This is a genomic window from Pseudomonas sp. GD03858, from assembly GCF_029840925.1.
In the GTDB taxonomy this organism is placed as follows: Bacteria; Pseudomonadota; Gammaproteobacteria; order Pseudomonadales; family Pseudomonadaceae; genus Aquipseudomonas.
On sequence record NZ_JAOCDM010000051.1, the window covers coordinates 13,861 to 34,131 of the forward strand.

Sequence of the window (20,271 nt, forward strand, 5' to 3'; positions counted from 1 at the left end):
ATGGAAAAATTCGTGATCCTGGTGGATCCGTTGTCGACCGGGCGTCTTTATGCGCCCGTGTTCAAGGCCCGAGGCTTCAAGTGCATCGCAGTGATTTCCTCCCGGGAGCTGCCGGCGCATTTCATCAACGACCTGCAGAGCGACGACTTCGAAGAGACCTTCTATTGGGACGAGGCACTGTTGCCGACGTTCAGGGACTTGCCGGTCAGCGCGGTGGTCGCCGGTTGTGAGACAGCGGTCTACCTGGCGGACCACATCGCCGAGCAGCTTGGCGTGCGCGGTAACCGCGAGTCCAGCAGTGCGCGTCGTCGGCAAAAGTTCGTCATGCAGGCCGCCTTGAAGGACAGCAACCTGGCGCACATCGAGTCGCGGCTGGTCACTTCGGTCGACGCAATCAACGAATGCCTGCACGGGCTGGACGAGCATCGCGACTATGTGGTCAAGCCGATCAACTCGGCGGCCACCGATGGCGTGGTGTTCGCCCAGGGCCGCACCGGTGTGCAGCAGGCCCTGCTGGTGGCCGGCTGGGACCAGATCAACGACCTTGGCGAGGTCAACCAGGGCTTCATCGTCCAGCCTTTCGTCGCCGGCCCCGAGTATGTCGTGGACATGGTGGCGTTCGGCTCCAGCTACGTGATCGCCTCGGTCTGCAAGTACAAGAAGATCGCGCGCAATGGCGGGCAGTTCGTCTACGAGAGCCTGGATATCCTCGACCCCGCGTTGTCTGAGCTGCAGCCTTTGATCGACTACGCACGCCAGGCGGCAGCGGCGTTGGACATCGTGGTCGGACCGATCCACATGGAGATCATCTGGGCGGACGAGGGGCCGGTCATGATCGAGGCCGGGGCGCGCCTGCATGGTGGTGTCGCGCCTTCGCTGTTCACCAGTACCTACCATCCGGCCCTGGTCGATCTCGCGGTGCAAAGCTATCTGTGTGATGACGTACATGCACGGACCGACAAGGTCAGCCTGGTGGCGCACGGGCAAGTCGGCTTTTTCTATGCCGATAGCCGACGCCCATTCTCGCTGCCTGGGGCTGCCGCGCTCGACGAGGCCAAGGCGGTCGCGGGCTACAAAGGCCACAAGTACTTCGTCGAGCCAGGGCAGGCCACGGCTCCGACGATCGATTTCGCCACCTGCCCAGGCCTGTTCTGGCTCAGCCATGCCCAGGCCGAAGGGGTGACGGCGGGGGCCGAGCGCCTGCGTGCCTTGCTGTGGAACGAACAGGAAACCGACCAGTGAGCGATGCCAGACTACGTGTTCGCCCATGCGCCGCGGCGGTGGGTGTCAGCAATCCCTGTGCGGCGGTCATCTCGAATATCCGGGTGACACAGGAGCCGACCTATCTTGCGGTGCTGCAGGAAAACCTCAACGCTATTGCCGAGCGGATGGGCACATTGGAGGACGATCCGGTGTTCACCGGGTTCGCCAGTCAGCTGGCGCGCCTGGGCTACCCAGGAACGATGAGCGCCAACGAGCGGCTGCTGAAGAATTTCGTCGCGCGTGGGGTCAAGTCGATCAACACGCTCGTCGATGCCTATAACGCGGTGGCCATTCGGCACGGCATCAGCATCGGAGCGCACCGCTTCGATGAGGACCTGGACATCGAAGTCTTTCGTGCCCGGGAACCGGTGCGCATCCACCCGATGTTTGCCCGCAAGGCTCATGACGTGCCGCCCGGCGACCTGCTCTATGCGGTGCAGGGGCAGCCCTTGGCAGTGCTGGGCAGTCTGGACGCCGACTCCCATGGGCACCGCATCACCGCGGATGTGGAGCGGGTGGTGGTGGTGATCCTGGGGCATGAACGCACCTCGGCGGCGTTCAATCGTGCGCGCATCGCCGAGGTGATCGAGTTGTTGGGCCAGAGCATGCCGAAGATGCAGGCGCATTTTCTGGAGACAGTGCTCGAGACGTAGCGCCAGAACCAACGCATCCACGGCGGGGCGCATCGGCGCCCCGCTTCGCTTCAATCGAATACGCCGCGCAAGGTCAGCACGAAGTTGCGCGGCTCACCGTAGTAGTTGCCGTACTCGGACGTGCCGACGCTGGCGTAGTACTTGCGATCGAACAGGTTGTTGCCGTTCAAGGCCAGGGTCCAGTGGTCGTCGACCTTGTACTCGAGCATGGCGTCGTAGACCGCGTAGCCGCTCTGGCTGAAGTCGAACGGGGCTTCGCCCACGGTGTTCCAGTTGGCGTCGAAGCGGTAGGCCTTGCCTTCCACGTAGCTGGCGCTCTGGGCGGTGACCCCGGCGCCGACGCGCCACGCCGACCAGTCGCCCGGCAGGGTGTAGACCGACCAGAGCTTGAACAGGTGCTTGGGCGTGACGGTGCTGTACAGCGTCTCCTCGCTCTGGTCGTCCATCAGGTTGAGGGTATAGCCGGCGATCACATCCCAGCCCGGCAGGACTTCGCCGGTGGCCTCCAGGTCGATACCCTTGCTGACCACCTTGCCCTGGCCGATGAAGCAGCAGGAGGCGCTGTAGCTGAACGGTGAGTCGGGGTAGGCGGGGTCCTTGATCGCCTGGTGTTCACGCTTGGTGTAGAACAGCGCGGCGCTGAGGTTCAGCGCGCCGTCGAACAGCTCGCCCTTGATCCCGGTTTCGTAGGTCTTGCCGGTCATCGGGTCGAGGGAGCTGCCGGACTTTTCCGGGCCCTTGAGCTTCTGCGCCTGGGGCTTGTAGATCTCGGCGTAGCTGACGTAGGTCGACCACTGGTCATCGAGCGCGTAGATCAGGCCACCGAATGGCACCAGGGTGGTCGGCTCGCTGTGCGAGACCTGGTCCTGGCGAGCCCAGTCCCCGGAGCCGTCGCGGTTGCGCGTGGCGTAGGCCTGCTCGAAGGTATAGCGCTGGGCGCGGGCGCCGATCACCAGCTTGAGCGGGTCGGCCAACTGCAGGCGCAGGGTGGAGTACAGGCCATACTGCTTGCGTTTGTTGGGGTAGTAGTCGCGGTAGAAGGCATGGTTGGTGGCCTCGGTCGGCAACGGTGTCGACTGCGGGTCCCACAGGTCGATCATGCCGCCCAGGCCGACCTTGCCCTGGGCCGCCCGCCAGCGGCTGGTGACCTCCTGGTAGTCGCCACCCACCAGCAGTTCGTGCTGGCGGCCGAGGGCGTCGAAGGTGCCGGAGAGGTTGACGTCGAACACCGACTGCTTGCTCCAGCTGGAGACATAGCTGCCCCACCAGTAGGGGCCGGTGTTGCTGTTCTCGTCAACGGAGCCGTAGGGGATCACGCCTTCGGTGGAGCCTTCGTTGTACGAATAGGTGTAGGAGGTGTTGAGCTTCCAGTCATCGGAGAAGCGATGGTCGAGCTTGGCGAACAGCTCGCGGGTGTAGCTGTCGTTCCAGGCGCTGTTGGTGGTGTACCAGGTATGCCGCGGCAGTTTCAGGTCGCCGCCGGTGCTGTAGCGCGGCAGGCCGTCGCCCACGCCGTTTTCATGGACCTTGTCGTAGCTGCCGCCGAAAGTGAGCATGGTGGCGTCGCTGACGTCGGCCTCGAGCACGCCATAGAAGAACGGCCGTTCGGTGCTGCGGTTGTCGAAGAAGTACTGGCGGTCCTGGTAGGCGGCCACCATCCGTCCGCGCAGCTTGCCGTCGAAGGCCAGGGGACCTGTGACATCCACTTCGCTGCGGTAGTTGTCCCAGGAACCCGCCGAGGCTTCGAGCTTGAGCTGGTAGTGATCGAGTGGGCGCTTGCGCACCAGGTTGACGATGCCGCCGGGGTTGCCGGTGCCACCGAGCAGGCCGCTGGCGCCCCGTAGCACTTCGACATGGTCGTAGGCGGCCAGGTCGTACTTGCGCTGGCTGTAGAAGGTGCCCAGGCCGTTGCCGATGTCCATCGGTGCCGTGCCGTCGATCTGCAGGTTGTCGATCGCAAAGCCGCGGGAGATGAATTCCTGGGTGTTGAAATTGACGTTGCGCAGGGTGATGCCGGGGGTGAACTTCATCGCGTCGTCGAGGCTGACCATGCGCCGATCCTCGATCAGCTGGCGGCTGACCACCGATACCGACTGCGGGGTGTCCTTAAGGCTTGTCGGGGTCTTCGAACCCACGCTGACCAGCCCGGTGGTGTAGGAGCGCGTGCCCTCGGTGGCCTGGCCCATGCCTTGCCCCTGAACCTGCGTGCTGCCGAGTTCCAGGGCGCCGCCGCTGTCGGCGGCGGGCTGCAGCGCCCAGTTGCCGTCGGCGGCCTGCACGGCCTTGAGCCCGGTGCCTTCAAGCATCAGGTACAACGCCATGTCGGTGGGCAACTGGCCGCGCACCGGCCTGGCCTGCCTGTCCTGCACCAGCTGCGGGTCGTACGGCAGGCTGATGCCGGCCTGCTCGGCGAAGCGGTTAAGGGCTTCGGCCAGCGGCGCGGCGGGCAGGTCGTAACGGCGCAGCGGCTGTTCGGCCAGCACGGGGTGGGTCAGGCCGATGCCGGCGCCAAGCAGCAGGGCCTGGGCGAGCAAGGTGGGGCGGTAGCGGGACAGCAGATCCATCGGAAGCTCCTGGGAATTGGCAGGTGTTTTTCCTGTTTGTCGAAGGAGCGGTGAAAACCCGTAAACGAGAATCGATTTTCTTTACGCCGGGAGGATGCGCACCCACAACGATGTGCGCCATTGCAGGCGCACCGGCCAGGTGTGGGCCAGGCTGCGCAGGGCATTGTCGGTGTCGTCGAGTTGGAACACCCCGGAAACGCGCAGGCCGGCCACCGCCGGGTCGCAGCCGACCCAGCCTTCGCGCTGGCGGGCCAGGGTCTCGGCCAGTTCGGCCAGGGGCATGTCGCTGGCGATCAGCAGGCCACGGGTCCAGGCTGAGCCCTGGGCCTGGGGAGTGGCCAGGGGCTGCGCGCCATGGCGATCGATGCGGTACTGCTCGCCGGCCTTGGCCAGTTGCTGGGCTCGCCCGGGCACCTGGATCGCGACCTGGCCCTGGTCGATGGCCAGGCGCGTGTTGCCGCGCGCCTGGCAGACATCGAATGCCGCGTCGAACGTCCACAGGCTGGTCTCGGCGCTGGTCACGCACAGGGGGCGTTGCCGGGTGTCGCCCTGCGCGCGGACATAGACCTGCCCTTCAAGCAGTTCGACCAGGCGCTCGGTCGCGCTGAAGCGCACGTTGACCGCACTGCGGCTGTTGAGCTGCAGCTCGCTGCCATCGGCCAGCTGGACACGGCGGCGCTCTGCGGTACGGGTGCTGTGGTCGGCCAGGCTCAGGCGCCACGGCGAGTGTTGCAGTGCCGTGCCGCTCAGGCCCAGCCCCAGCAGGCCGAGGGTGAGCAGCTTGAGGGCGTGCCGGCGTTCCGCCCGCTCGGGCGCCGTCAACGCACGCAGGGCAATGCCACCGGGCAGCTCGCGGGCCTGGCTGAAGCAGGCCTGGGCTTCCTGCAGGGCCTGCCAGGTGGCTTCGTGGCGCGGGTCGCGCTGGCGCCAGGCCAGGCAGGCGGCACACAGCGCCGGCGCATGCTGCGCCGACTCGAGCCTGACCAGCCAGCCGATGGCCTGGTCGAGCACCTCGTCGCTCATGGTTCCAGCCTTGCCAGGTAGCAGTGGCGGATGGCCTTGACCATGTACTTCTCGACACTGCTCAGGCTGATCCCCAGGTGATGGGCGATTTCCTGGTAGCTCATGCCTTCCAGGCGCGACAGCAGGAAGGCCATGCGCACCTTCGCCGGCAAGCCATCGAGCATGGCGTCGATCTGCATCAGCGTCTGCAGCAAGATAAGCTGGCGCTCGGCCGAGGGCGCCTCGGGTTCCGGCAGGTTGGCCAGGGCCTGCAGGTAGGCGGTCTCCAGCTTGTGCCGGCGCTGGCGGTCGATCATCAATCCTTTGGCCACGCTGCTGAGCCAGGCTCGCGGCTGGCGCAGCGTCGGGATCAGCTCCGGCCGGCCAAGCAGTTGCATGAAGGTGTCGTGGGCCAGGTCGGCGGCGTTGTCGGCATGTTGCAGGCGTCGCCGCAGCCAGCCCAGCAGCCAGGCGTGGTGGTCCTGGTACAGCGCATCCATGGCCGGGCGTGGTGGCGGAAGTGAGGGTGAGGGCACGACGAGCCTCTCCTGCAAAAGGAATGAGAGAGATGCAGATGGGAATCGATCTCAATCCTACGGGGTTTGCGGTCGTGCGCTCAAGAGGGAGTCAGTCCTTTGTGGGAGCCGGGCCTGTCCCGCGAAGCGGCATGCATCGACATGGCCGGCATTCGCGGGGCAAGCCCGCTCCCACGCACAGTCCTGGTCCCAGCGCGAAAGCATGCCGATGGCCAGGTCAATGTGACCATGGCTGCCTGCCGCAGATCACCGGAATCCCCGAACCCCGCGCCCGCGCCAGCAGCTCCTCGGTATCGTCACCGCCCGGCAGCGCCAACACCAGGTCGGGCCGGCTGTCGCGCAGCATGAAGACGTTGCGCAGGCGTTCGGCCAGCTTGCCGTGCAGCTGCCAGTTGGGCGGGTAGCGCACGATGTCGGCGCCTTGTTCGCGGGCCCAGCCTTCGATCTCGCCGCCCAGGTGCTGGCTGCCGCCGTGGATCAGCACCCGGATCGGTTGCTGGCGCTGGAGGGCGTCCAGCGCCTGGCGGCAGCGTTGGCTGTCGGTGTAGTTGCGCCCCGCGCAGATCAGTACACGCATGGCCATCCCTCAGAACCACTGGCCGAAGCGGCGGATGTACAGGGTCTTCATGCCCTGGGCCACCAGGCAGTAGCCCAGCAGGGTGGCGACCAGCCACGGGAAGTATTCCCACGGCAGTGGCACCAGCCCAACCATCGCCCCCAGCGGCGAGAACGGGATGTAGATGCCCAGGCACATCACCAGGCCGGTGGCCAGGATCACCGGCAGCGCCGCGGTGCTCTGGAAGAACGGCACCTTGCGGGTGCGCAGCATGTGTACCACCAGCGTTTGCGAGAGCAGCCCCTCGATGAACCAGCCGGACTGGAATAGCGCCTGCATTTCCACGCTGTTGGCGGCGAACACGTACCACATCAGGGCGAAGGTGGTGATGTCGAAGATCGACGAGGTCGGCCCGATCCACAGCATGAAACGGCCGATGTTGCGGGCGTCCCACTTGCGCGGCTTGCGCAGGAACTCCTTGTCCATGCGATCCCATGGCAGCGACAGCTGGGAGAAGTCGTACATCAGGTTCTGCAGCAGCAGGTGGATCGCCAGCATCGGCATGAACGGGATGAACGCGCTGGCCACCAGCACCGAGAATACGTTGCCGAAGTTGGAGCTGGCGGTCATGCACAGGTACTTCATGATGTTGCCGAAGGTTTCGCGGCCCTTGAGCACGCCTTCTTCCAGCACCATCAGGCTCTTTTCCAGGAGGATGATGTCGGCCGATTCCTTGGCGATGTCGGTGCCGCTGTCCACCGAGATACCCACGTCGGCATCGCGCAGGGCCGGGGCGTCGTTGATGCCATCGCCAAGGAAGCCCACGGTGTGGCCGTTGGCCTGTAGCGCCTTGAGTACCCGCGACTTCTGCAGCGGGGCGAGCTTGGCGAACACGGTGCGTTCTTCGACCAGTGCCTTGAGCTGGGTGTCGTCCAGGCGTTCGATGTCCTGGCCGAGCAGTGGCTGGCCGGGTTCCAGGCCCACTTCGCGGCAGACCTTGCAGGTGACCACCGGGTTGTCGCCGGTCAGCACCTTCACCTTCACCCCCATCTCGCGCAGGGCGGCAATGGCCGGGCCCGCGGTTTCCTTGGGCGGATCGAGGAAGGTCAGGAAGCCACGGATCACCAGTTCGCGCTCGTCCTCGGTGCGGTACTGAGCCTTGCCGTCGGCGGCGGGAATGTCGCGGGTGCCGACCAGCAGCACGCGGAAACCGTCCTGGTTGTAGGCGCTGGCGGTGGCCATCAGCTGCTGACGGCGCCCGGCATCCAGGACGACCCGCTGGCCGTGCTCTTCCACATGGGTGGCGATGGCCAGCATTTCCTCGACGGCACCCTTGCTCACCAGCAGGTGATCGCCCAGGGCGTCCTTGACGATCACCGACAGGCGCCGGCGAATGAAGTCGAAGGGCAGTTCGTCGACCTTGGCGTAGGCATAGGGTGGCTGGAAGCCTTGGTCTTCGCCGGCAAAGCGCAGCACGGCCTGGTCCATCAGGTTCTTCACGCCGCTCTGGTGGTGGCTGTTCAGCCAGGCCAGTTCCAGCAGGCGTGGGTCCTTGTGGCCGCTGGGGTCGACGTGGTGCTCGAGGATGATGCGGTCCTGGGTCAGGGTGCCGGTCTTGTCGGTGCACAGCACGTCCATCGAGCCGAAGTTCTGGATGGCATTCAGGCGCTTGACCACCACCTTGCGCCGGGCCATGGCCATGGCGCCCTTGGCCAGGTTGGCACTGACGATCATCGGCAGCATTTCCGGGGTCAGGCCCACGGCCACGGCCAGGGCGAACAGGAAGGCGTCGCTCCAGTCACCCTTGACCACGCCGTTGAGCATGAACACCACCGGCACCATCACCAGCATGAAGCGAATCAGCAGGCGGCTGACGCTGTTCACGCCACGGTCGAAGGCGGTCTGGCTGCGCGAGCCGACGATGGCCTTGGCCAGCGAACCGAAGTAGGTGCGCTTGCCGGTGGCCACCACCACGGCGCGGGCGCGGCCGCTGACCACGTTGGTGCCCATGAAGCCGATGTTGGGCAGGTCGAGCAGGTTGCTTTCGCCGCTGGCGTGGTCGGCGGCGGATTTCTGCGCGACGTGGCCGAGGGTGTCGTACTTCTCTACCGGCAGTGCTTCACCGGTCAGCACGGCCTGACTGATGAACAGGTCGCGGGACTCGATCAGGCGGATATCGGCGGGGATCATGTCGCCAGCGGCCAGCTGCACGATATCTCCGGCCACCAGTTCGTTCATCGGCACTTCGCGCAGGCGTGGCGGTTGGTCGTGGCGTTCGCGGCGCAGCACGGTAGCGGTGGTGCGGACCATGGCCTTGAGCGCGTCGGCGGCCTTGCCCGAGCGGTATTCCTGCCAGAAGCGCAGCAGGCCGCTGACGCTGACCATGGTCATGATGATGATGACCTTGGTCAGGTCGGCCTCCTCCATGTCGCCTGCGCGCAGCGGCAGCCAGTAGTCGGTGACGAAGCTGATACCGGCGAGAGTGAGCAGTACGTAGATGAAGGGGTTGTGCAGCGCCTTGAACAGTTGCAGCAGGGCCGGTTGCGGCTTGTCGTGGGCGACTTCGTTGGCGCCGTCGCGCTGCAGGCGCTTGGCGGCCTCGTGCTCGGTCAGGCCCAGTTCGCTGGCATCGAGGTTGGCGAAGGTGACGGTGAGGCCGTTGCGCGCTTCGCGGGCGGCGCGCATGGAGAGGCGGGTATTTTCGCCGGCTTTTTGCTGGGTGTTGCGCTCTTTTACGGTCATTTGGCTGTGCTCCTGCCGCAGGAGGCGGCACGACACACAGTCGACTCACGGTGGGGGCGGTGAGTGAAAGTGTCTCGTGTCGCAATCTTTTAAACAGTGAAAAACGTGATTTTTCCGACGTTTACGTGTTCGCTGGCGAATGCCGGAAATAAGATCGGCAGCGAACTTTCTACTGGCTGATTCCATGGTCGGTTAATCCCTTTGTTAAATGGCGGGCAATAGCATTCCAACGAACTTTAATTATTTAAAGTTCGGAAATTTCTGACGAATTAAATGGCGTCAGTTCAGCGAACGGACAGCATCGCGCGCGTCACTGCAGGCAGCAACGGGCGCGCTATCGACTGGGCGGTTCCAGGGACGAGGACAGGCCCCAGCCGAGTACAGGACGGTGCGGGGCCTGGTGCGCACAGGCGCGCAGGCGAGGGATGGCGATATCGAGGTTCATGAGCTTGCCTCCGACCGGGCGGGCACCCGGGGCGGCAAGCTACGGCGGAGCAGCAGGCTCTGGCGCGGCTTGCCCGACCTAGGGGCGGGCCCGGAGTTCCGGTTCAAGTGCCTGACGCCCGAGGGCGGCCAGACAGCGACTAGATACTGTGTCCATTGAATTCTTCGTGAGTTGAAATAAAGGCCCGCTTTTCGGGGCGGGTGAACTTTATGCAAAGCATAGTGGGGAAGTCAACCGGGGAGGTGTAACTTAAATAAGTTTCATCTGGTTCAAGGTGAATTAATCTGGGGCAATCGTGGGGCTTGCACATACGTTATTGATTTAGCGGGGACCTGTGGGAGCGGCTTTAGCCGCGAACACCGGCGCAGCCGGTGCCATCCACCGCGTCGCTTGCTTCGCGGCTGAAGCCGCTCCCACAGGGTGTGCGCGCTCCTGCCCGGTCAAGGCAGAAGCGGGCATTCGATCAGGCCTTGGCGCCGAGGATGATGTGCGAAGCCTTGATCAGCGCGGTGGCTTTCACGCCCGGCTTGAGGCCAAGTTCCTGCACCGCTTCGCGGGTGACGATGGCATACACCTCGGTACCACCGGAGAGCTTCAGCACCACCTCGGCGTTCACCGCGCCGTCACCGACGCGTACCACTTCGCCTTCCAGGCTGTTGCGCGCGGACAGCTTGTAGCCGGCTGCGTCGGTCATCAGCACTACCCACGGCGCCTTGACCAGCGCGACAGCCTGCTTGCCGACATTGATGTTGAGGCTGTGCAGGCTGGCCATGGTCACCACCGCGACCAGTTTCTCGCCACCGCCCAGGGTCAGCTCGACTTCGGCATTCACCGCGCCCGGTTGAACGTTGCTGACCTTGCCTTCGAAGACATTGCGTGCACTGACTTTCATGGGGAAACGCTCCGTGTATGAATCATCGGGCCCGAGGGATTCAGGCGCGTACATAAACCCAGGCGGTCAGCCCCGAGGCGAGGCTGACGGCGATACGCTTGTAGTCCGACACTTCGTAGCGGTCGGCGGCGGCCAGCTCTTGTTCGCTGATCTGGAAGACCATGCCGGCAACGCTGTCCTCGGCCCGCTCGCTGGGGGAGACGATGGGGTGGTGGCTCTTGCCGCTGGTGGCCAGCACTTCAGGGTCGGTGATCTGCACCCAGTCCTGGCGATAGCCCGGCATGCGGTCGGCCTGGCCGGTCAGTTCACGGCCGAAGTTGGCCAGTTGCACGGCCTTGTCCTGCAAGGTGCTGGACGGTTGCATGGCTTATTCCTGCGTGGGCGGGGCGATCCGTGCTTCCAGCTCGGCGAACTGCTTTTCCAGCGCTTCGAGGCGAGCACGGGTGCGGGCCAACACTACCATCTGGCTGTCGAACTCCTCGCGGCTGACCAGGTCGAGCTTGCTGAACGCACCTTGCATCAGCACCTTGAACTGGCTTTCCAGTTCGGCGCGGGGCGCGGCGGTGTCGCCGCTGAACAGGCGTGAGGCCTGGTCGCTCAGGGCATCGAGGAAGGCTTTGGGCGCGAGCATGTCTGGTATCCGCTGATCACTGAAAGGGCAGCAGTGTAGCACGGGGCTCCGGGCCACTTGCGCTGCACGCTTTTCGCGCAGGGCGGCCAAAGGTCGCGCACCGATTTTGTGCGCTTTTTCCCTGCTGGCGATTGGCCAATCCCTGCCGATTCGCGCAACTACCTGTTTTCCCGTGACTTGCGCCAACTGGCAAGGTTTCTGCAAAGACCTGAGCGAGCCATGCACTGATGCAGTCCCTTGTGACCAGGCAGTGCGCAGGCGGAGCCGGAGGATTCACAGCCGGATCGTGCGTCGGCGGGGAGGATGGAGCCGACGACGCGTTACAAAGCCAGGCGCTGCGCTTAGACTTGAGACGGGTTTGTTTTCCTGGGGCAAGTCCACCAAATCGGGAGAGAGTTTCATGAAGCTAGTCACTGCCATCATCAAGCCGTTCAAGCTGGACGACGTGCGCGAGTCGTTGTCGGAAATCGGCGTGCAGGGCATCACCGTGACCGAAGTCAAAGGCTTCGGTCGGCAGAAGGGTCACACCGAGCTGTACCGCGGCGCTGAATACGTGGTCGATTTCCTGCCCAAGGTGAAGATCGATGTCGCCATCGACGACAAGGACCTCGATCGGGTGATCGAAGCCATCACCAAGGCGGCCAACACCGGCAAGATCGGCGACGGCAAGATCTTCGTGGTCAATCTGGAGCAGGCGATCCGCATCCGTACCGGCGAAACCGATACCGACGCGATCTAAGCGCTACAAAAAAGCCTCACCAAACCCAACGCCCCAGGAGAAAACAACATGACTCTGCGCAAGATCGCAGGGCTAGGAGCCCTATTGTCCCTCGTAATGCCAGGGCTGGCCCTGGCCGAGGAAGCTGCCGCCCCCGTGCTGAACTCCGGTGACACCGCCTGGATGCTCACCTCGACGGCGCTGGTCCTGTTCATGACCATTCCGGGCCTGGCCCTGTTCTACGGCGGCATGGTCCGTTCCAAGAACGTGCTCTCGGTGATGATGCAGTGCTTCGCCATCACTGGCCTGATCAGCATCCTGTGGGTCATCTATGGCTACAGCCTGGCCTTCGACACCACGGGCATGGAAAAGGGCGTGCTCAACTTCAGTTCCTTCGTCGGTGGCTTCTCCAAGGCCTTCCTCAGCGGCGTCACGCCGTCGGGCCTGACCTCGGCCACCGCGCTGTTCCCCGAGGCGGTGTTCATCACCTTCCAGATGACCTTCGCCATCATCACCCCGGCGCTGATCGTCGGTGCTTTCGCCGAACGCATGAAGTTCTCGGCGATGCTGATCTTCATGGGCGTGTGGTTCACCCTGGTCTATGCGCCGATCGCGCACATGGTCTGGAGTGGTGACGGCGCGCTGATGTGGGACTGGGGCGTGCTGGACTTCGCTGGCGGCACCGTGGTGCACATCAACGCCGGTATCGCCGGCCTGGTCTGCTGCCTGGTGCTGGGCAAGCGCAAGGGCTACCCGACCACGCCGATGGCCCCGCACAACCTGGGCTACACCCTGATGGGCGCGGCCATGCTGTGGATCGGCTGGTTCGGCTTCAACGCCGGCTCCGCCGCCGCGGCCAACGGCACCGCCGGCATGGCCATGCTGGTGACCCAGATCGCCACCGCCGCCGCCGCCCTGGGCTGGATGTTCGCCGAGTGGATCTTCCACGGTAAGCCAAGCGCGCTGGGCATCGCCTCGGGCGTGGTCGCGGGCCTGGTGGCCATCACCCCGGCCGCCGGCACCGTCGGCCCGATGGGCGCCCTGGTGATCGGCCTGGTGTCGGGCGTGGTCTGCTACTTCTGCGCCACCAGTCTCAAGCGCAAGCTGGGCTATGACGACTCCCTCGATGCCTTCGGCGTGCATGGCATCGGCGGCATCGTCGGCGCCCTGCTCACCGGCGTGTTCGCAGCGCCGGCCCTGGGCGGCTTCGGCGCGGTGACCGACATCGCCGCGCAGTTCTGGATCCAGGCCAAGGGCGTGATCTTCACCGTGGTCTACACCGCCATCGTCACCTACGTGATCCTCAAGGTGCTGGACCTGGTGATGGGCCTGCGGGTCAGCGACGAAGAAGAGTCGGTCGGCCTCGACCTGGCTCAGCACAACGAGCGCGGCTACAACCTGTAATCGCGACGCTGGAAAACTTGCCCGGTTCGCCGGGCATTTTTTTGCCTGTAATTTGCCGTTTTGCAGCGGGCAAACGGTTTCCCTGTCCTGTTCGCGACCTGGGTCGAAAACTTACAAGTCATTGGGCGTTTCTGGTGCTTTGCTTTTTCTCCGAGCGCGCTAGAATGCGCGCCGAAGGGTGTGAGGCGAGGACGCCGCGCACTTGCGCCAGCCTTTGCTAGGCTTGCCAATAGCCTGTGGCCAGCAAGGGCTCAAAAATTTTGTCAGGCCTTGCCAGGAGCAGGGCCTGCAGGGTGCCGGGCCCCCCATGAGGGGGTGGACACCCAGGGCAGTGGCCAATCCACGGCCAGTTGAATTTTCACTGGTGGCTGCCGGTCTACGGCTGCACCGGTCTATAACTAACCTGCTTTTCGCAAGTCATGAGGTAGAACATGAGCGACGACGATCTGGAAAATGACGACCTCGAAGTAGGCGACGAAGACGAGGGTGATGAAGGCCTCGAAGCAGCGGCTGACGACGGCGCGGAAGACTCCGGCGACGACGACAGCAGCCCGGCACCCGCTGCCAAGGGCAAATCCAAGGCGGCAGTCTCGGTAGACGAGATGCCGAGCATGGAAGCCAAGCAGAAAGAGCGCGATGCGCTGGCCAAGGCGATGGAAGAGTTCCTGTCGCGCGGTGGCAAGGTGCAGGAAGTGGAGGCCAACGTGGTCGCCGATCCGCCCAAGAAGCCGGACAACAAGTACGGCAGCCGCCCTATCTGAGTGGCTGAACGCAAAAAAGCCCGCCGTCGCTGCGGGCTTTTTTGTGGGCGACTGTTAGTCAGACCAACGTGGGAGCGGGCTTGCCCCGCGATGGCGGTTTGGCGCTGATACCGCCATCGCGGGGCAAGCCCGCTCCCACGAAAAACCTATTTGGCTGCAGAGTGCAAAGCCCGGTCAGCGCCAGCGCGCCAGCACGTCGGGCAACTGCGACAGCCGTTGGATCTCCGCATCCGGCGCCCGCTCGCCACTCCAGGGCTTGTGCTGCGGGTTGAACCAAACCGCGCGCAGCCCGGCGCGCTGGGCCCCGGCGATGTCGTCGCCCGGGTGGTCGCCGATATGCACCGCTGCCCCGGCATCCGCTTCACCACGCTTCAGCGCTTCGAGGAACGGTGCCGGGTCCGGTTTGCCGATGCCCAGGTCCTCGGCGCACAGCGCGAACTTGAAGTAGTCCGCCAGCCCCAGGCGGCGTACGTCGGCATTGCCGTTGGTGACCACGCCCAGGATGTAGTGGTGGCGCAGGATCTCCAGCACCGGCTGCACCTCGGGGAATACCTCCACCTGGTGCCGCGCATGCAGGAACACTTCGAAGCCTTCGTTGGCCAGCTCCTGGGCGTGCTTCTCGCTGTAGCCGACCTCTTCCAGGGCATGGAACAGCACCCGACGGCGCAGGGCGCTGATGCGGTGCTTGAGCCCCGGCTCGGCCTGTACCAGGCGTTCGCGGATGGCGAACAGGTGCTCGACCGGCACCCCGCCGAGAATCGGCGCGTTGGCTTCGAGCCAGTCGCGCAGGACGACTTCGGCGCTGGCGATGACCGGCGCGGTGTCCCACAGGGTGTCGTCCAGGTCGAAGGTGATCAGCTTGATGCTCATGAGTCCGTGCCCTTGCTGCGTTTGGCCCGAGGGTGGGCGCTGTCGTACACCGCGGCCAGGTGCTGGAAGTCCAGGTGGGTATAGATCTGCGTGGTGCTGATGTCGGCGTGGCCGAGCATCTCCTGCACCGCGCGCAGGTCCTGGGACGACTCCAGCAGATGGCTGGCGAAGGAATGGCGAAGCATGTGTGGGTGCAGGTGCTGGCCGAGCTCGCGCTCGCCGGCGGCCTTGACTCGCAGTTGGATCGCTCGGGGGCCGAGGCGGTTGCCCTGGCGTGAGACGAACACCGCGCCGTCCCGTGGCCCGGCGATGCCACGCAGGCGCAGCCACTGCTGCAGCGCTTCGCGGGCCTTGCGTCCGACCGGCAGTACACGGCTCTTGCCGCCCTTGCCAAGCACTTGGACCAGCCCGGCGGCCAGGTCCAGGTGGTCGAGATCCAGGCCGGTCAGTTCCGACAGGCGCAGGCCCGAGGAGTAGAACAGCTCGAGAATGGCCTGGTCGCGGCGGGCGATGAAGTCGTCATCCACGCCGCCATCGAGCAGCTGCAGGGCACGGTCGGTATCGAGGGCCTTGGGCAGGCGCCGTTCGCCCTTGGGCGGCGACAGGCCGTCCGCCGGATCGTGCTGGCACTGGCCTTCGCGGTTGAGATAGCGGTACAGGCCGCGCACCGCCGAGAGCAGGCGTGCCAGGCTGCGTGAGGATTGGCCGTGGTGATGCTGGCGCGCCACCAGCTGGCGCAACTGTTGAACCTGCAACGCCTGCCAGCCGGCGATGCCTTGGGCGTTGCAGAATTCGATGACTTTATCGAGGTCGCGACGGTAGGCCAGCAGGGTGTGCTCGGACACCTGGCGCTCGTTGCGCAGGTGCGCGCAATAAGCCTCCAGCTGGCGTTCCATCAGCGCACCGAGCGCAACGTCTGGGTGAAGCGCGGCACCACGCGGCCAAGCACCTCGGCGATGTAGCTGAGGAACAGGGTGCCGACACTGCTCTTGTAGTGCTGTGGGTCGCGGCTGCCGATCGCCAGCACGCCGTGCAGGCCCTGGTACTCGAGGGCGGCCACGGCGCTGGAGCCGACTTCCTTGTGCTGCGCATCGCCGAACAGGAAGGCCAGTTCATGTTCGCGCAGGCTGCCGCTGATGGTCTTGCCGCCGCTGATCAGGCCGCCGATGGCTTGCTGCGCCTCGGCGCCCGACACCCAGCGCCCGACCGGCGCGGCATTTTCACCGAACAGGATCAGGCTGACGAAGGGCACCTGGAATTCCTGGCGCAGGCTGTCCTCGACCGCCATCACCACTTCTTCCAGGGTGCCGGCGTCGAGCAGGTCGAGGATCAGGCGCCGGGTCTTGTCGAACAGCCGGTCGTTGTCGCGGGCCACGTCCATCAGTTGCGACAGCCGGTGGCGCATCTCGATGTTGCGGTCACGCAGCAGCTTGAGCTGGCGCTCCACCAGCGACACGCTGTCGCCGCGCTGGTGGGGAATGCGCTGCTCGATCAGCAGCTCGTCGTGCTCGGCGAAGAAGGTCGGGTGGGCGCGCAGGTAGGCGATCACGGTTTCGACGTCGAGTTCGGGTGCAACGTTAGGCTGATCGGTCATGGCGGATACTCGCTTAGAAACGAACTTGTCCTTCGAAGACTCGGACGGCGGGGCCGGTCATCAGCACCGGCTGGCCTTGGCCGCTCCACTCGATGCTCAGACGCCCGCCTGGCAGGTCGATGGTCACCGGCGAGTCCATCCAGCCCTGACTGATCGCCGCCACGGCGGCGGCGCAGGCACCGGTGCCGCAAGCCTGGGTTTCGCCAGCACCGCGCTCCCACACGCGCAGGTTGGCGCGGTGGCGGTCGACGACCTGGATGAACCCGGCATTGACCCGCTGAGGGAAGCGCGGGTGATGTTCGATCTTCGGACCCAGCTCGTGGACCGGCGCGCTGCGAACGTCATCGACACGCAGCACCGCGTGCGGGTTGCCCATGGACACCGCGGCGATCTGGTGCGCGCGGCCGTCGACTTCCAGCGTGTAGCTGCTCGCCTGCTCGTCGGCGACGAACGGGATCTCGGCCGGTGCGAAGCGTGGCGGGCCCATGTCGACGCAGATCTGGCCGTCGTTGCGCACGTCGAGCTCGATGATGCCGCCTTTGGTCTCGACGCGGATGCGCTTCTTGGCGGTCAGGCGCTTGTCCAGCACGAAACGGGCGAAGCAGCGCGCGCCATTGCCGCACTGTTCGACCTCGGAACCGTCGGCGTTGAAGATCCGGTAGCGGAAGTCCACCTCCGGATTGTTCGGCGCCTCGACGATCAGCAACTGGTCGAAGCCGATGCCAGTGTTGCGGTCGCCCCATTGCTTGGCGTGCTTGGGCTGGATGTGTGCGTGCTGGCTGACCAGGTCGAGGACCATGAAGTCATTGCCCAGCCCGTGCATCTTGGTGAAACGCAGCAGCATGGGCTTACTCCGGCAGCAGGCTTTCGCCAGCGAAAAGTTCGGCGATGGTCTCGCGGCGGCGCACTTCGAAGGCTTGATCGCCGTCGACCAGCACTTCGGCGCAACGGCCACGGGTGTTGTAGTTCGAGCTCATGACGAAACCATAGGCGCCCGCAGACTGCACGGCCAGCAGGTCGCCCTCGGCCAGGTCCAGTACGCGGTCCTTGCCCAGGAAGTCGCCGGTCTCGCAGATTGGCCCGACCAGGTCATAGGCGCGGCCTGTGCCCGCGCGTGGCTTGACCGCGCTGATCCCCATCCAGGCCTGGTACAGCGCCGGGCGGATCAGGTCGTTCATTGCCGCGTCGATGATGGCGAAGTCCTTGTGTTCGGTGTGCTTGAGGTATTCCACGCGGGTCAGCAGCACGCCGCCGTTGGCGACGATATAGCGGCCCGGCTCGAACACCAGGGCCAGGTCGCGGCTGCCAATGCGTTCGCGAATGGCCTTGATGTAGTCGGCCAGCACGGGCGGCTGCTCGTCGCGATAGCGCACGCCGACACCGCCGCCGAGATCGAGATGACGCAGGTGGATACCGCACTCGGCCAGGCGATCGACCAGCACCAGCAGGCGGTCGAGGGCATCGAGGAAGGGCTCGACGGTGGTCAGCTGCGAGCCGATGTGGCAATCGACACCGATCACGTCCAGGTTCGGCAGCTGCGCGGCGCGCACGTAGATGGCCTCGGCGTCGGCAATGGCGATGCCGAACTTGTTCTCTTTGAGACCGGTGGAAATGTACGGATGGGTACCGGCGTCGACGTCCGGGTTCACTCGCAGCGACACCGGGGCCGTCTTGCCCATTTCGGCGGCAACGACCTGGAGGCGCTCGAGCTCGTCGGTGGACTCGACGTTGAAGCAATGCACGCCGACTTCCAGGGCGCGGCGCATGTCTTCACGGGTCTTGCCAACCCCGGAGAACACCACGCGATCGGCGCGGCCACCGGCGGCCAGGACGCGCTCCAGCTCACCGCCGGAGACGATGTCGAAGCCCGCGCCGAGACGCGCCAGAAGGTTCAGCACGCCCAGGTTGGAGTTGGCCTTGACCGCGAAGCAGACCAGGTGCTCGACCCCTTGCAGCGCGTTGGTGTAACTGCGGTACTGGGCCTCGATGTGAGCGCGCGAGTACACGTAGGTGGGCGTGCCGAAACGTTCGGCGATCGCCGTCAGGGCCACCCCTTCCGCGAACAGCTCGCCGTCGCGGTAGTTGAATGCGTCCATGGGATTTCCTTACTGCGCGGGCGACTCTTCTGGCTGCTCTTGCGGCTGCTCCAGCACCGGTTGCGGCTGGACAGGCTTGGCATGCTGGTGCGATTTGCGCGGACCTTTACCGTCCTTGCCGTCTTCGGGCAGGTACAGGGGGCCTTTCTGACCGCAGGCCGAAACGAGGCAGGCAACCGCGACCAGCGCCGCGAGCGAGGAAATCAGGCGTTTCATGGGTGAAATCCTTGGAAATATGCAGTATTGCGGCCGAGTATACCCAGCGGCTACCTGATTGCCTATGCAAGGGGCGCCCCCGCTCGGCGGGGCTGGGCGACCGAAGGGCATGCGGCTTTTTCTTACAGCTATTAGCTTGTAGCTTGAGGCGTTCGCCCTTATCGTGCCCGCCTTGCCTGTAACGCAGTCATTTTTCGAGGTCCCTGCAATGAGTTTGAGCGAAGCGCGTTTCCACGATCTGGTCGACGCGACCCAACAGGCCCTGGAAGACCTGTTCGACGAAAGCGGCCTGGATCTGGACATGGAGAATTCCGCCGGTGTGCTGACCGTCAAGTTCGACAACGGCAGCCAGCTGATCTTCAGCCGCCAGGAGCCGCTGCGCCAGCTGTGGCTGGCGGACCGTTCCGGTGGTTTCCACTTCGACTACGACGAAGAGAGCGGCAAGTGGGTGTGCGAGAAGAGCGAAGAGCTGCTGGGCGAGATGCTCGAGCGCATCGTCTGGGAGCGGGCCGGCGAGAAGCTGGACTTCGACGAGATCTGAGATGAGCGACCTGCCCCGGCCACCCAAGCCGCTCTACAGCAACGTGAGCCCGGCGGTGCCGTCACCTTGTATCAGCATATGTCGGCTGGATGAGCACAAGGTCTGCACCGGCTGCCACCGGCATGTCGAGCATATCCGCGAATGGCGCTCGGCCGATGACGAGCGGCGCCGGCAGATCTGCCGCGAGGCGCTGGCCCTGAAAACGCGGGCATCGGCATAGGCACAACGAAGGTGTGGGCTTGAGTATTTGCCCCGCTGTGGTAGTGTCAGGGCCTGCGTCGATGACGCCACAGCATTTCACAAACCCCGCCCTTGGGCGGGGTTTTGCTTTATCTGCCTGTTGAAAATTGCCTGTTCAAAGGAGTCTGACTGGATCATGAGCACCAAGCCTTCCCTCATCCTCACCCGCTTGGACGTGCAGCGTCTCGAGCGCCTGCTCGACGACCTCGATGAAAGCACCCCGGGTGTGCTCGCCCTGCAGGATGAGCTGGACCGTGCCGAGCAGGTGGTCGGGCATGAAGAGGTGCCGGCCGGCGTGGTGACCATGAATTCACGGGTGCACTGCCGCGAGAGTGCCAGCGGCAAGGACTACCACCTGACCCTGGTGTATCCGAAGGATGCTGGCCCGGAAGGCAATGTCTCGATCCTTGCGCCGATCGGCTGCGCGCTGCTGGGCCTGTCGGTAGGCGACCAGATCGACTGGCCGGCCCCGGGCGGCAAGACCCTCAAGCTCGAATTGCTGGCGGTCGAGTACCAGCCGGAGGCGGCAGGGGATTTCGATCTCTGA

At 64.9% G+C, this 20,271-nt stretch carries 22 protein-coding genes; 8 read left to right on the forward strand and 14 right to left on the reverse strand.

The annotated features are described in order from the left end of the window. Together N5D48_RS14705 and N5D48_RS14710 are read left to right on the forward strand one after the other, a co-directional pair. Positions 1-1,242: an ATP-grasp domain-containing protein gene (locus tag N5D48_RS14705; RefSeq protein ID WP_279885439.1), complete on the forward strand. Its 1,242-nt coding sequence runs from the start codon at positions 1-3 to the stop codon at positions 1,240-1,242. Then, complete coding sequence (locus N5D48_RS14710) at positions 1,239-1,916, forward strand: phenylalanine--tRNA ligase beta subunit-related protein (RefSeq protein ID WP_279885442.1); 678 nt, start codon at positions 1,239-1,241, stop codon at positions 1,914-1,916. Before N5D48_RS14705 ends, N5D48_RS14710 begins: the two co-directional genes overlap by 4 nt. Positions 1,917-1,966: 50 nt before the next feature. Here N5D48_RS14710 and N5D48_RS14715 read toward each other — a convergent pair whose 3' ends face one another. The 8 genes from N5D48_RS14715 to N5D48_RS14750 form a co-directional block, all read right to left on the reverse strand. Further along, positions 1,967-4,480 carry a TonB-dependent siderophore receptor gene (locus N5D48_RS14715; RefSeq protein WP_279885444.1) on the reverse strand — a complete coding sequence of 838 codons (2,514 nt, stop codon included), beginning with the start codon at positions 4,478-4,480 and terminating at the stop codon, positions 1,967-1,969. A gap of 81 nt (positions 4,481-4,561) precedes the next feature. Beyond that, entirely contained in the window at positions 4,562-5,503 is a 942-nt protein-coding gene (locus tag N5D48_RS14720) for a FecR domain-containing protein (RefSeq protein ID WP_279885448.1), read from the reverse strand. After that, the gene (locus tag N5D48_RS14725) at positions 5,500-5,982 is read right to left on the reverse strand and encodes a sigma-70 family RNA polymerase sigma factor (protein ID WP_279885489.1); all 483 of its coding nucleotides are present in this window, start codon (positions 5,980-5,982) and stop codon (positions 5,500-5,502) included. The genes N5D48_RS14720 and N5D48_RS14725 overlap by 4 nt, the downstream gene beginning before the upstream one ends. Before the next feature lie 253 nt (positions 5,983-6,235). Continuing rightward, positions 6,236-6,595, reverse strand: a complete 360-nt coding sequence (locus N5D48_RS14730; RefSeq protein ID WP_279885451.1) for a DUF2493 domain-containing protein — start codon at positions 6,593-6,595, stop codon at positions 6,236-6,238. Between the two features lie 9 nt (positions 6,596-6,604). Next, a complete protein-coding gene (mgtA, locus tag N5D48_RS14735; protein ID WP_279885455.1) occupies positions 6,605-9,316 on the reverse strand; it encodes a magnesium-translocating P-type ATPase in 2,712 nt (903 codons plus the stop codon). Positions 9,317-10,224: 908 nt separating this feature from the next. Next, positions 10,225-10,653 (reverse strand): TOBE domain-containing protein, encoded by a 429-nt coding sequence (locus N5D48_RS14740; RefSeq protein ID WP_279885458.1) that lies wholly within the window; start codon positions 10,651-10,653, stop codon positions 10,225-10,227. A gap of 40 nt (positions 10,654-10,693) precedes the next feature. Further along, on the reverse strand, positions 10,694-11,017 hold the full coding sequence (locus N5D48_RS14745; RefSeq protein WP_279885461.1) for a gamma-glutamylcyclotransferase: 324 nt from the start codon (positions 11,015-11,017) through the stop codon (positions 10,694-10,696). 3 nt (positions 11,018-11,020) lie between these two features. Next, positions 11,021-11,284 carry an accessory factor UbiK family protein gene (locus tag N5D48_RS14750; RefSeq protein WP_279885463.1) on the reverse strand — a complete coding sequence of 88 codons (264 nt, stop codon included), beginning with the start codon at positions 11,282-11,284 and terminating at the stop codon, positions 11,021-11,023. 400 nt (positions 11,285-11,684) lie between these two features. Here N5D48_RS14750 and glnK point away from each other — a divergent pair, with 400 nt between their 5' ends. From glnK to sutA, 3 genes are all read left to right on the forward strand, one after another. After that, on the forward strand, positions 11,685-12,023 hold the full coding sequence (gene glnK / locus N5D48_RS14755) for a P-II family nitrogen regulator (RefSeq protein ID WP_002555808.1): 339 nt from the start codon (positions 11,685-11,687) through the stop codon (positions 12,021-12,023). 48 nt (positions 12,024-12,071) lie between these two features. Further along, a complete protein-coding gene (locus N5D48_RS14760) occupies positions 12,072-13,406 on the forward strand; it encodes an ammonium transporter (RefSeq protein WP_279885466.1) in 1,335 nt (444 codons plus the stop codon). A 431-nt stretch (positions 13,407-13,837) separates the two neighbouring features. Then, entirely contained in the window at positions 13,838-14,167 is a 330-nt protein-coding gene (sutA, locus tag N5D48_RS14765; protein ID WP_134688994.1) for a transcriptional regulator SutA, read from the forward strand. A 174-nt stretch (positions 14,168-14,341) separates the two neighbouring features. Here sutA and N5D48_RS14770 read toward each other — a convergent pair whose 3' ends face one another. From N5D48_RS14770 to N5D48_RS14795, 6 genes are read right to left on the reverse strand one after another with little or no spacing between them, the layout of a single operon-like run. Further along, a complete protein-coding gene (locus tag N5D48_RS14770; protein ID WP_279885471.1) occupies positions 14,342-15,037 on the reverse strand; it encodes an HAD family hydrolase in 696 nt (231 codons plus the stop codon). After that, a complete protein-coding gene (gene xerC / locus N5D48_RS14775) occupies positions 15,034-15,933 on the reverse strand; it encodes a tyrosine recombinase XerC (RefSeq protein WP_279885473.1) in 900 nt (299 codons plus the stop codon). The genes N5D48_RS14770 and xerC overlap by 4 nt, the downstream gene beginning before the upstream one ends. Further along, the gene (locus N5D48_RS14780; RefSeq protein WP_279885476.1) at positions 15,933-16,631 is read right to left on the reverse strand and encodes a DUF484 family protein; all 699 of its coding nucleotides are present in this window, start codon (positions 16,629-16,631) and stop codon (positions 15,933-15,935) included. The genes xerC and N5D48_RS14780 overlap by 1 nt, the downstream gene beginning before the upstream one ends. 13 nt (positions 16,632-16,644) lie before the next feature. Continuing rightward, positions 16,645-17,475 carry a diaminopimelate epimerase gene (gene dapF / locus N5D48_RS14785; RefSeq protein ID WP_279885479.1) on the reverse strand — a complete coding sequence of 277 codons (831 nt, stop codon included), beginning with the start codon at positions 17,473-17,475 and terminating at the stop codon, positions 16,645-16,647. 4 nt (positions 17,476-17,479) lie between these two features. Next, a complete protein-coding gene (lysA, locus tag N5D48_RS14790; protein ID WP_279885480.1) occupies positions 17,480-18,727 on the reverse strand; it encodes a diaminopimelate decarboxylase in 1,248 nt (415 codons plus the stop codon). Positions 18,728-18,736: 9 nt separating this feature from the next. Continuing rightward, complete coding sequence (locus tag N5D48_RS14795; RefSeq protein ID WP_110734091.1) at positions 18,737-18,943, reverse strand: lipoprotein; 207 nt, start codon at positions 18,941-18,943, stop codon at positions 18,737-18,739. 208 nt (positions 18,944-19,151) lie between these two features. Between N5D48_RS14795 and cyaY the strand changes: the two genes are divergently transcribed. The 3 genes from cyaY to rnk all read left to right on the forward strand — a co-directional run bounded on the left by cyaY (position 19,152) and on the right by rnk (position 20,271). Then, positions 19,152-19,484, forward strand: coding sequence for an iron donor protein CyaY (gene cyaY / locus N5D48_RS14800; protein ID WP_054902389.1), 333 nt, complete (start codon positions 19,152-19,154; stop codon positions 19,482-19,484). 1 nt (position 19,485) lies between these two features. Beyond that, complete coding sequence (locus tag N5D48_RS14805) at positions 19,486-19,704, forward strand: DUF1289 domain-containing protein (RefSeq protein WP_050703272.1); 219 nt, start codon at positions 19,486-19,488, stop codon at positions 19,702-19,704. A gap of 156 nt (positions 19,705-19,860) precedes the next feature. Next, positions 19,861-20,271 carry a nucleoside diphosphate kinase regulator gene (gene rnk / locus N5D48_RS14810; RefSeq protein ID WP_028688614.1) on the forward strand — a complete coding sequence of 137 codons (411 nt, stop codon included), beginning with the start codon at positions 19,861-19,863 and terminating at the stop codon, positions 20,269-20,271.

Bases quoted from the DNA above. Each gene is read 5' to 3' on its own strand.
- N5D48_RS14705 (WP_279885439.1), top strand. From the start codon at position 1: ATGGAAAAATTCGTGATCCTGGTGGATCCGTTGTCGACCGGGCGTCTT.
- N5D48_RS14715 (WP_279885444.1), bottom strand. From the start codon at position 4,480: ATGGATCTGCTGTCCCGCTACCGCCCCACCTTGCTCGCCCAGGCCCTG.
- N5D48_RS14720 (WP_279885448.1), bottom strand. From the start codon at position 5,503: ATGAGCGACGAGGTGCTCGACCAGGCCATCGGCTGGCTGGTCAGGCTC.
- N5D48_RS14725 (WP_279885489.1), bottom strand. From the start codon at position 5,982: ATGGATGCGCTGTACCAGGACCACCACGCCTGGCTGCTGGGCTGGCTG.
- N5D48_RS14730 (WP_279885451.1), bottom strand. From the start codon at position 6,595: ATGCGTGTACTGATCTGCGCGGGGCGCAACTACACCGACAGCCAACGC.
- mgtA (WP_279885455.1), bottom strand. From the start codon at position 9,316: ATGACCGTAAAAGAGCGCAACACCCAGCAAAAAGCCGGCGAAAATACC.
- N5D48_RS14740 (WP_279885458.1), bottom strand. From the start codon at position 10,653: ATGAAAGTCAGTGCACGCAATGTCTTCGAAGGCAAGGTCAGCAACGTT.
- N5D48_RS14745 (WP_279885461.1), bottom strand. From the start codon at position 11,017: ATGCAACCGTCCAGCACCTTGCAGGACAAGGCCGTGCAACTGGCCAAC.
- N5D48_RS14750 (WP_279885463.1), bottom strand. From the start codon at position 11,284: ATGCTCGCGCCCAAAGCCTTCCTCGATGCCCTGAGCGACCAGGCCTCA.
- glnK (WP_002555808.1), top strand. From the start codon at position 11,685: ATGAAGCTAGTCACTGCCATCATCAAGCCGTTCAAGCTGGACGACGTG.
- N5D48_RS14760 (WP_279885466.1), top strand. From the start codon at position 12,072: ATGACTCTGCGCAAGATCGCAGGGCTAGGAGCCCTATTGTCCCTCGTA.
- sutA (WP_134688994.1), top strand. From the start codon at position 13,838: ATGAGCGACGACGATCTGGAAAATGACGACCTCGAAGTAGGCGACGAA.
- N5D48_RS14770 (WP_279885471.1), bottom strand. From the start codon at position 15,037: ATGAGCATCAAGCTGATCACCTTCGACCTGGACGACACCCTGTGGGAC.
- xerC (WP_279885473.1), bottom strand. From the start codon at position 15,933: ATGGAACGCCAGCTGGAGGCTTATTGCGCGCACCTGCGCAACGAGCGC.
- N5D48_RS14780 (WP_279885476.1), bottom strand. From the start codon at position 16,631: ATGACCGATCAGCCTAACGTTGCACCCGAACTCGACGTCGAAACCGTG.
- dapF (WP_279885479.1), bottom strand. From the start codon at position 17,475: ATGCTGCTGCGTTTCACCAAGATGCACGGGCTGGGCAATGACTTCATG.
- lysA (WP_279885480.1), bottom strand. From the start codon at position 18,727: ATGGACGCATTCAACTACCGCGACGGCGAGCTGTTCGCGGAAGGGGTG.
- N5D48_RS14795 (WP_110734091.1), bottom strand. From the start codon at position 18,943: ATGAAACGCCTGATTTCCTCGCTCGCGGCGCTGGTCGCGGTTGCCTGC.
- cyaY (WP_054902389.1), top strand. From the start codon at position 19,152: ATGAGTTTGAGCGAAGCGCGTTTCCACGATCTGGTCGACGCGACCCAA.
- N5D48_RS14805 (WP_050703272.1), top strand. From the start codon at position 19,486: ATGAGCGACCTGCCCCGGCCACCCAAGCCGCTCTACAGCAACGTGAGC.
- rnk (WP_028688614.1), top strand. From the start codon at position 19,861: ATGAGCACCAAGCCTTCCCTCATCCTCACCCGCTTGGACGTGCAGCGT.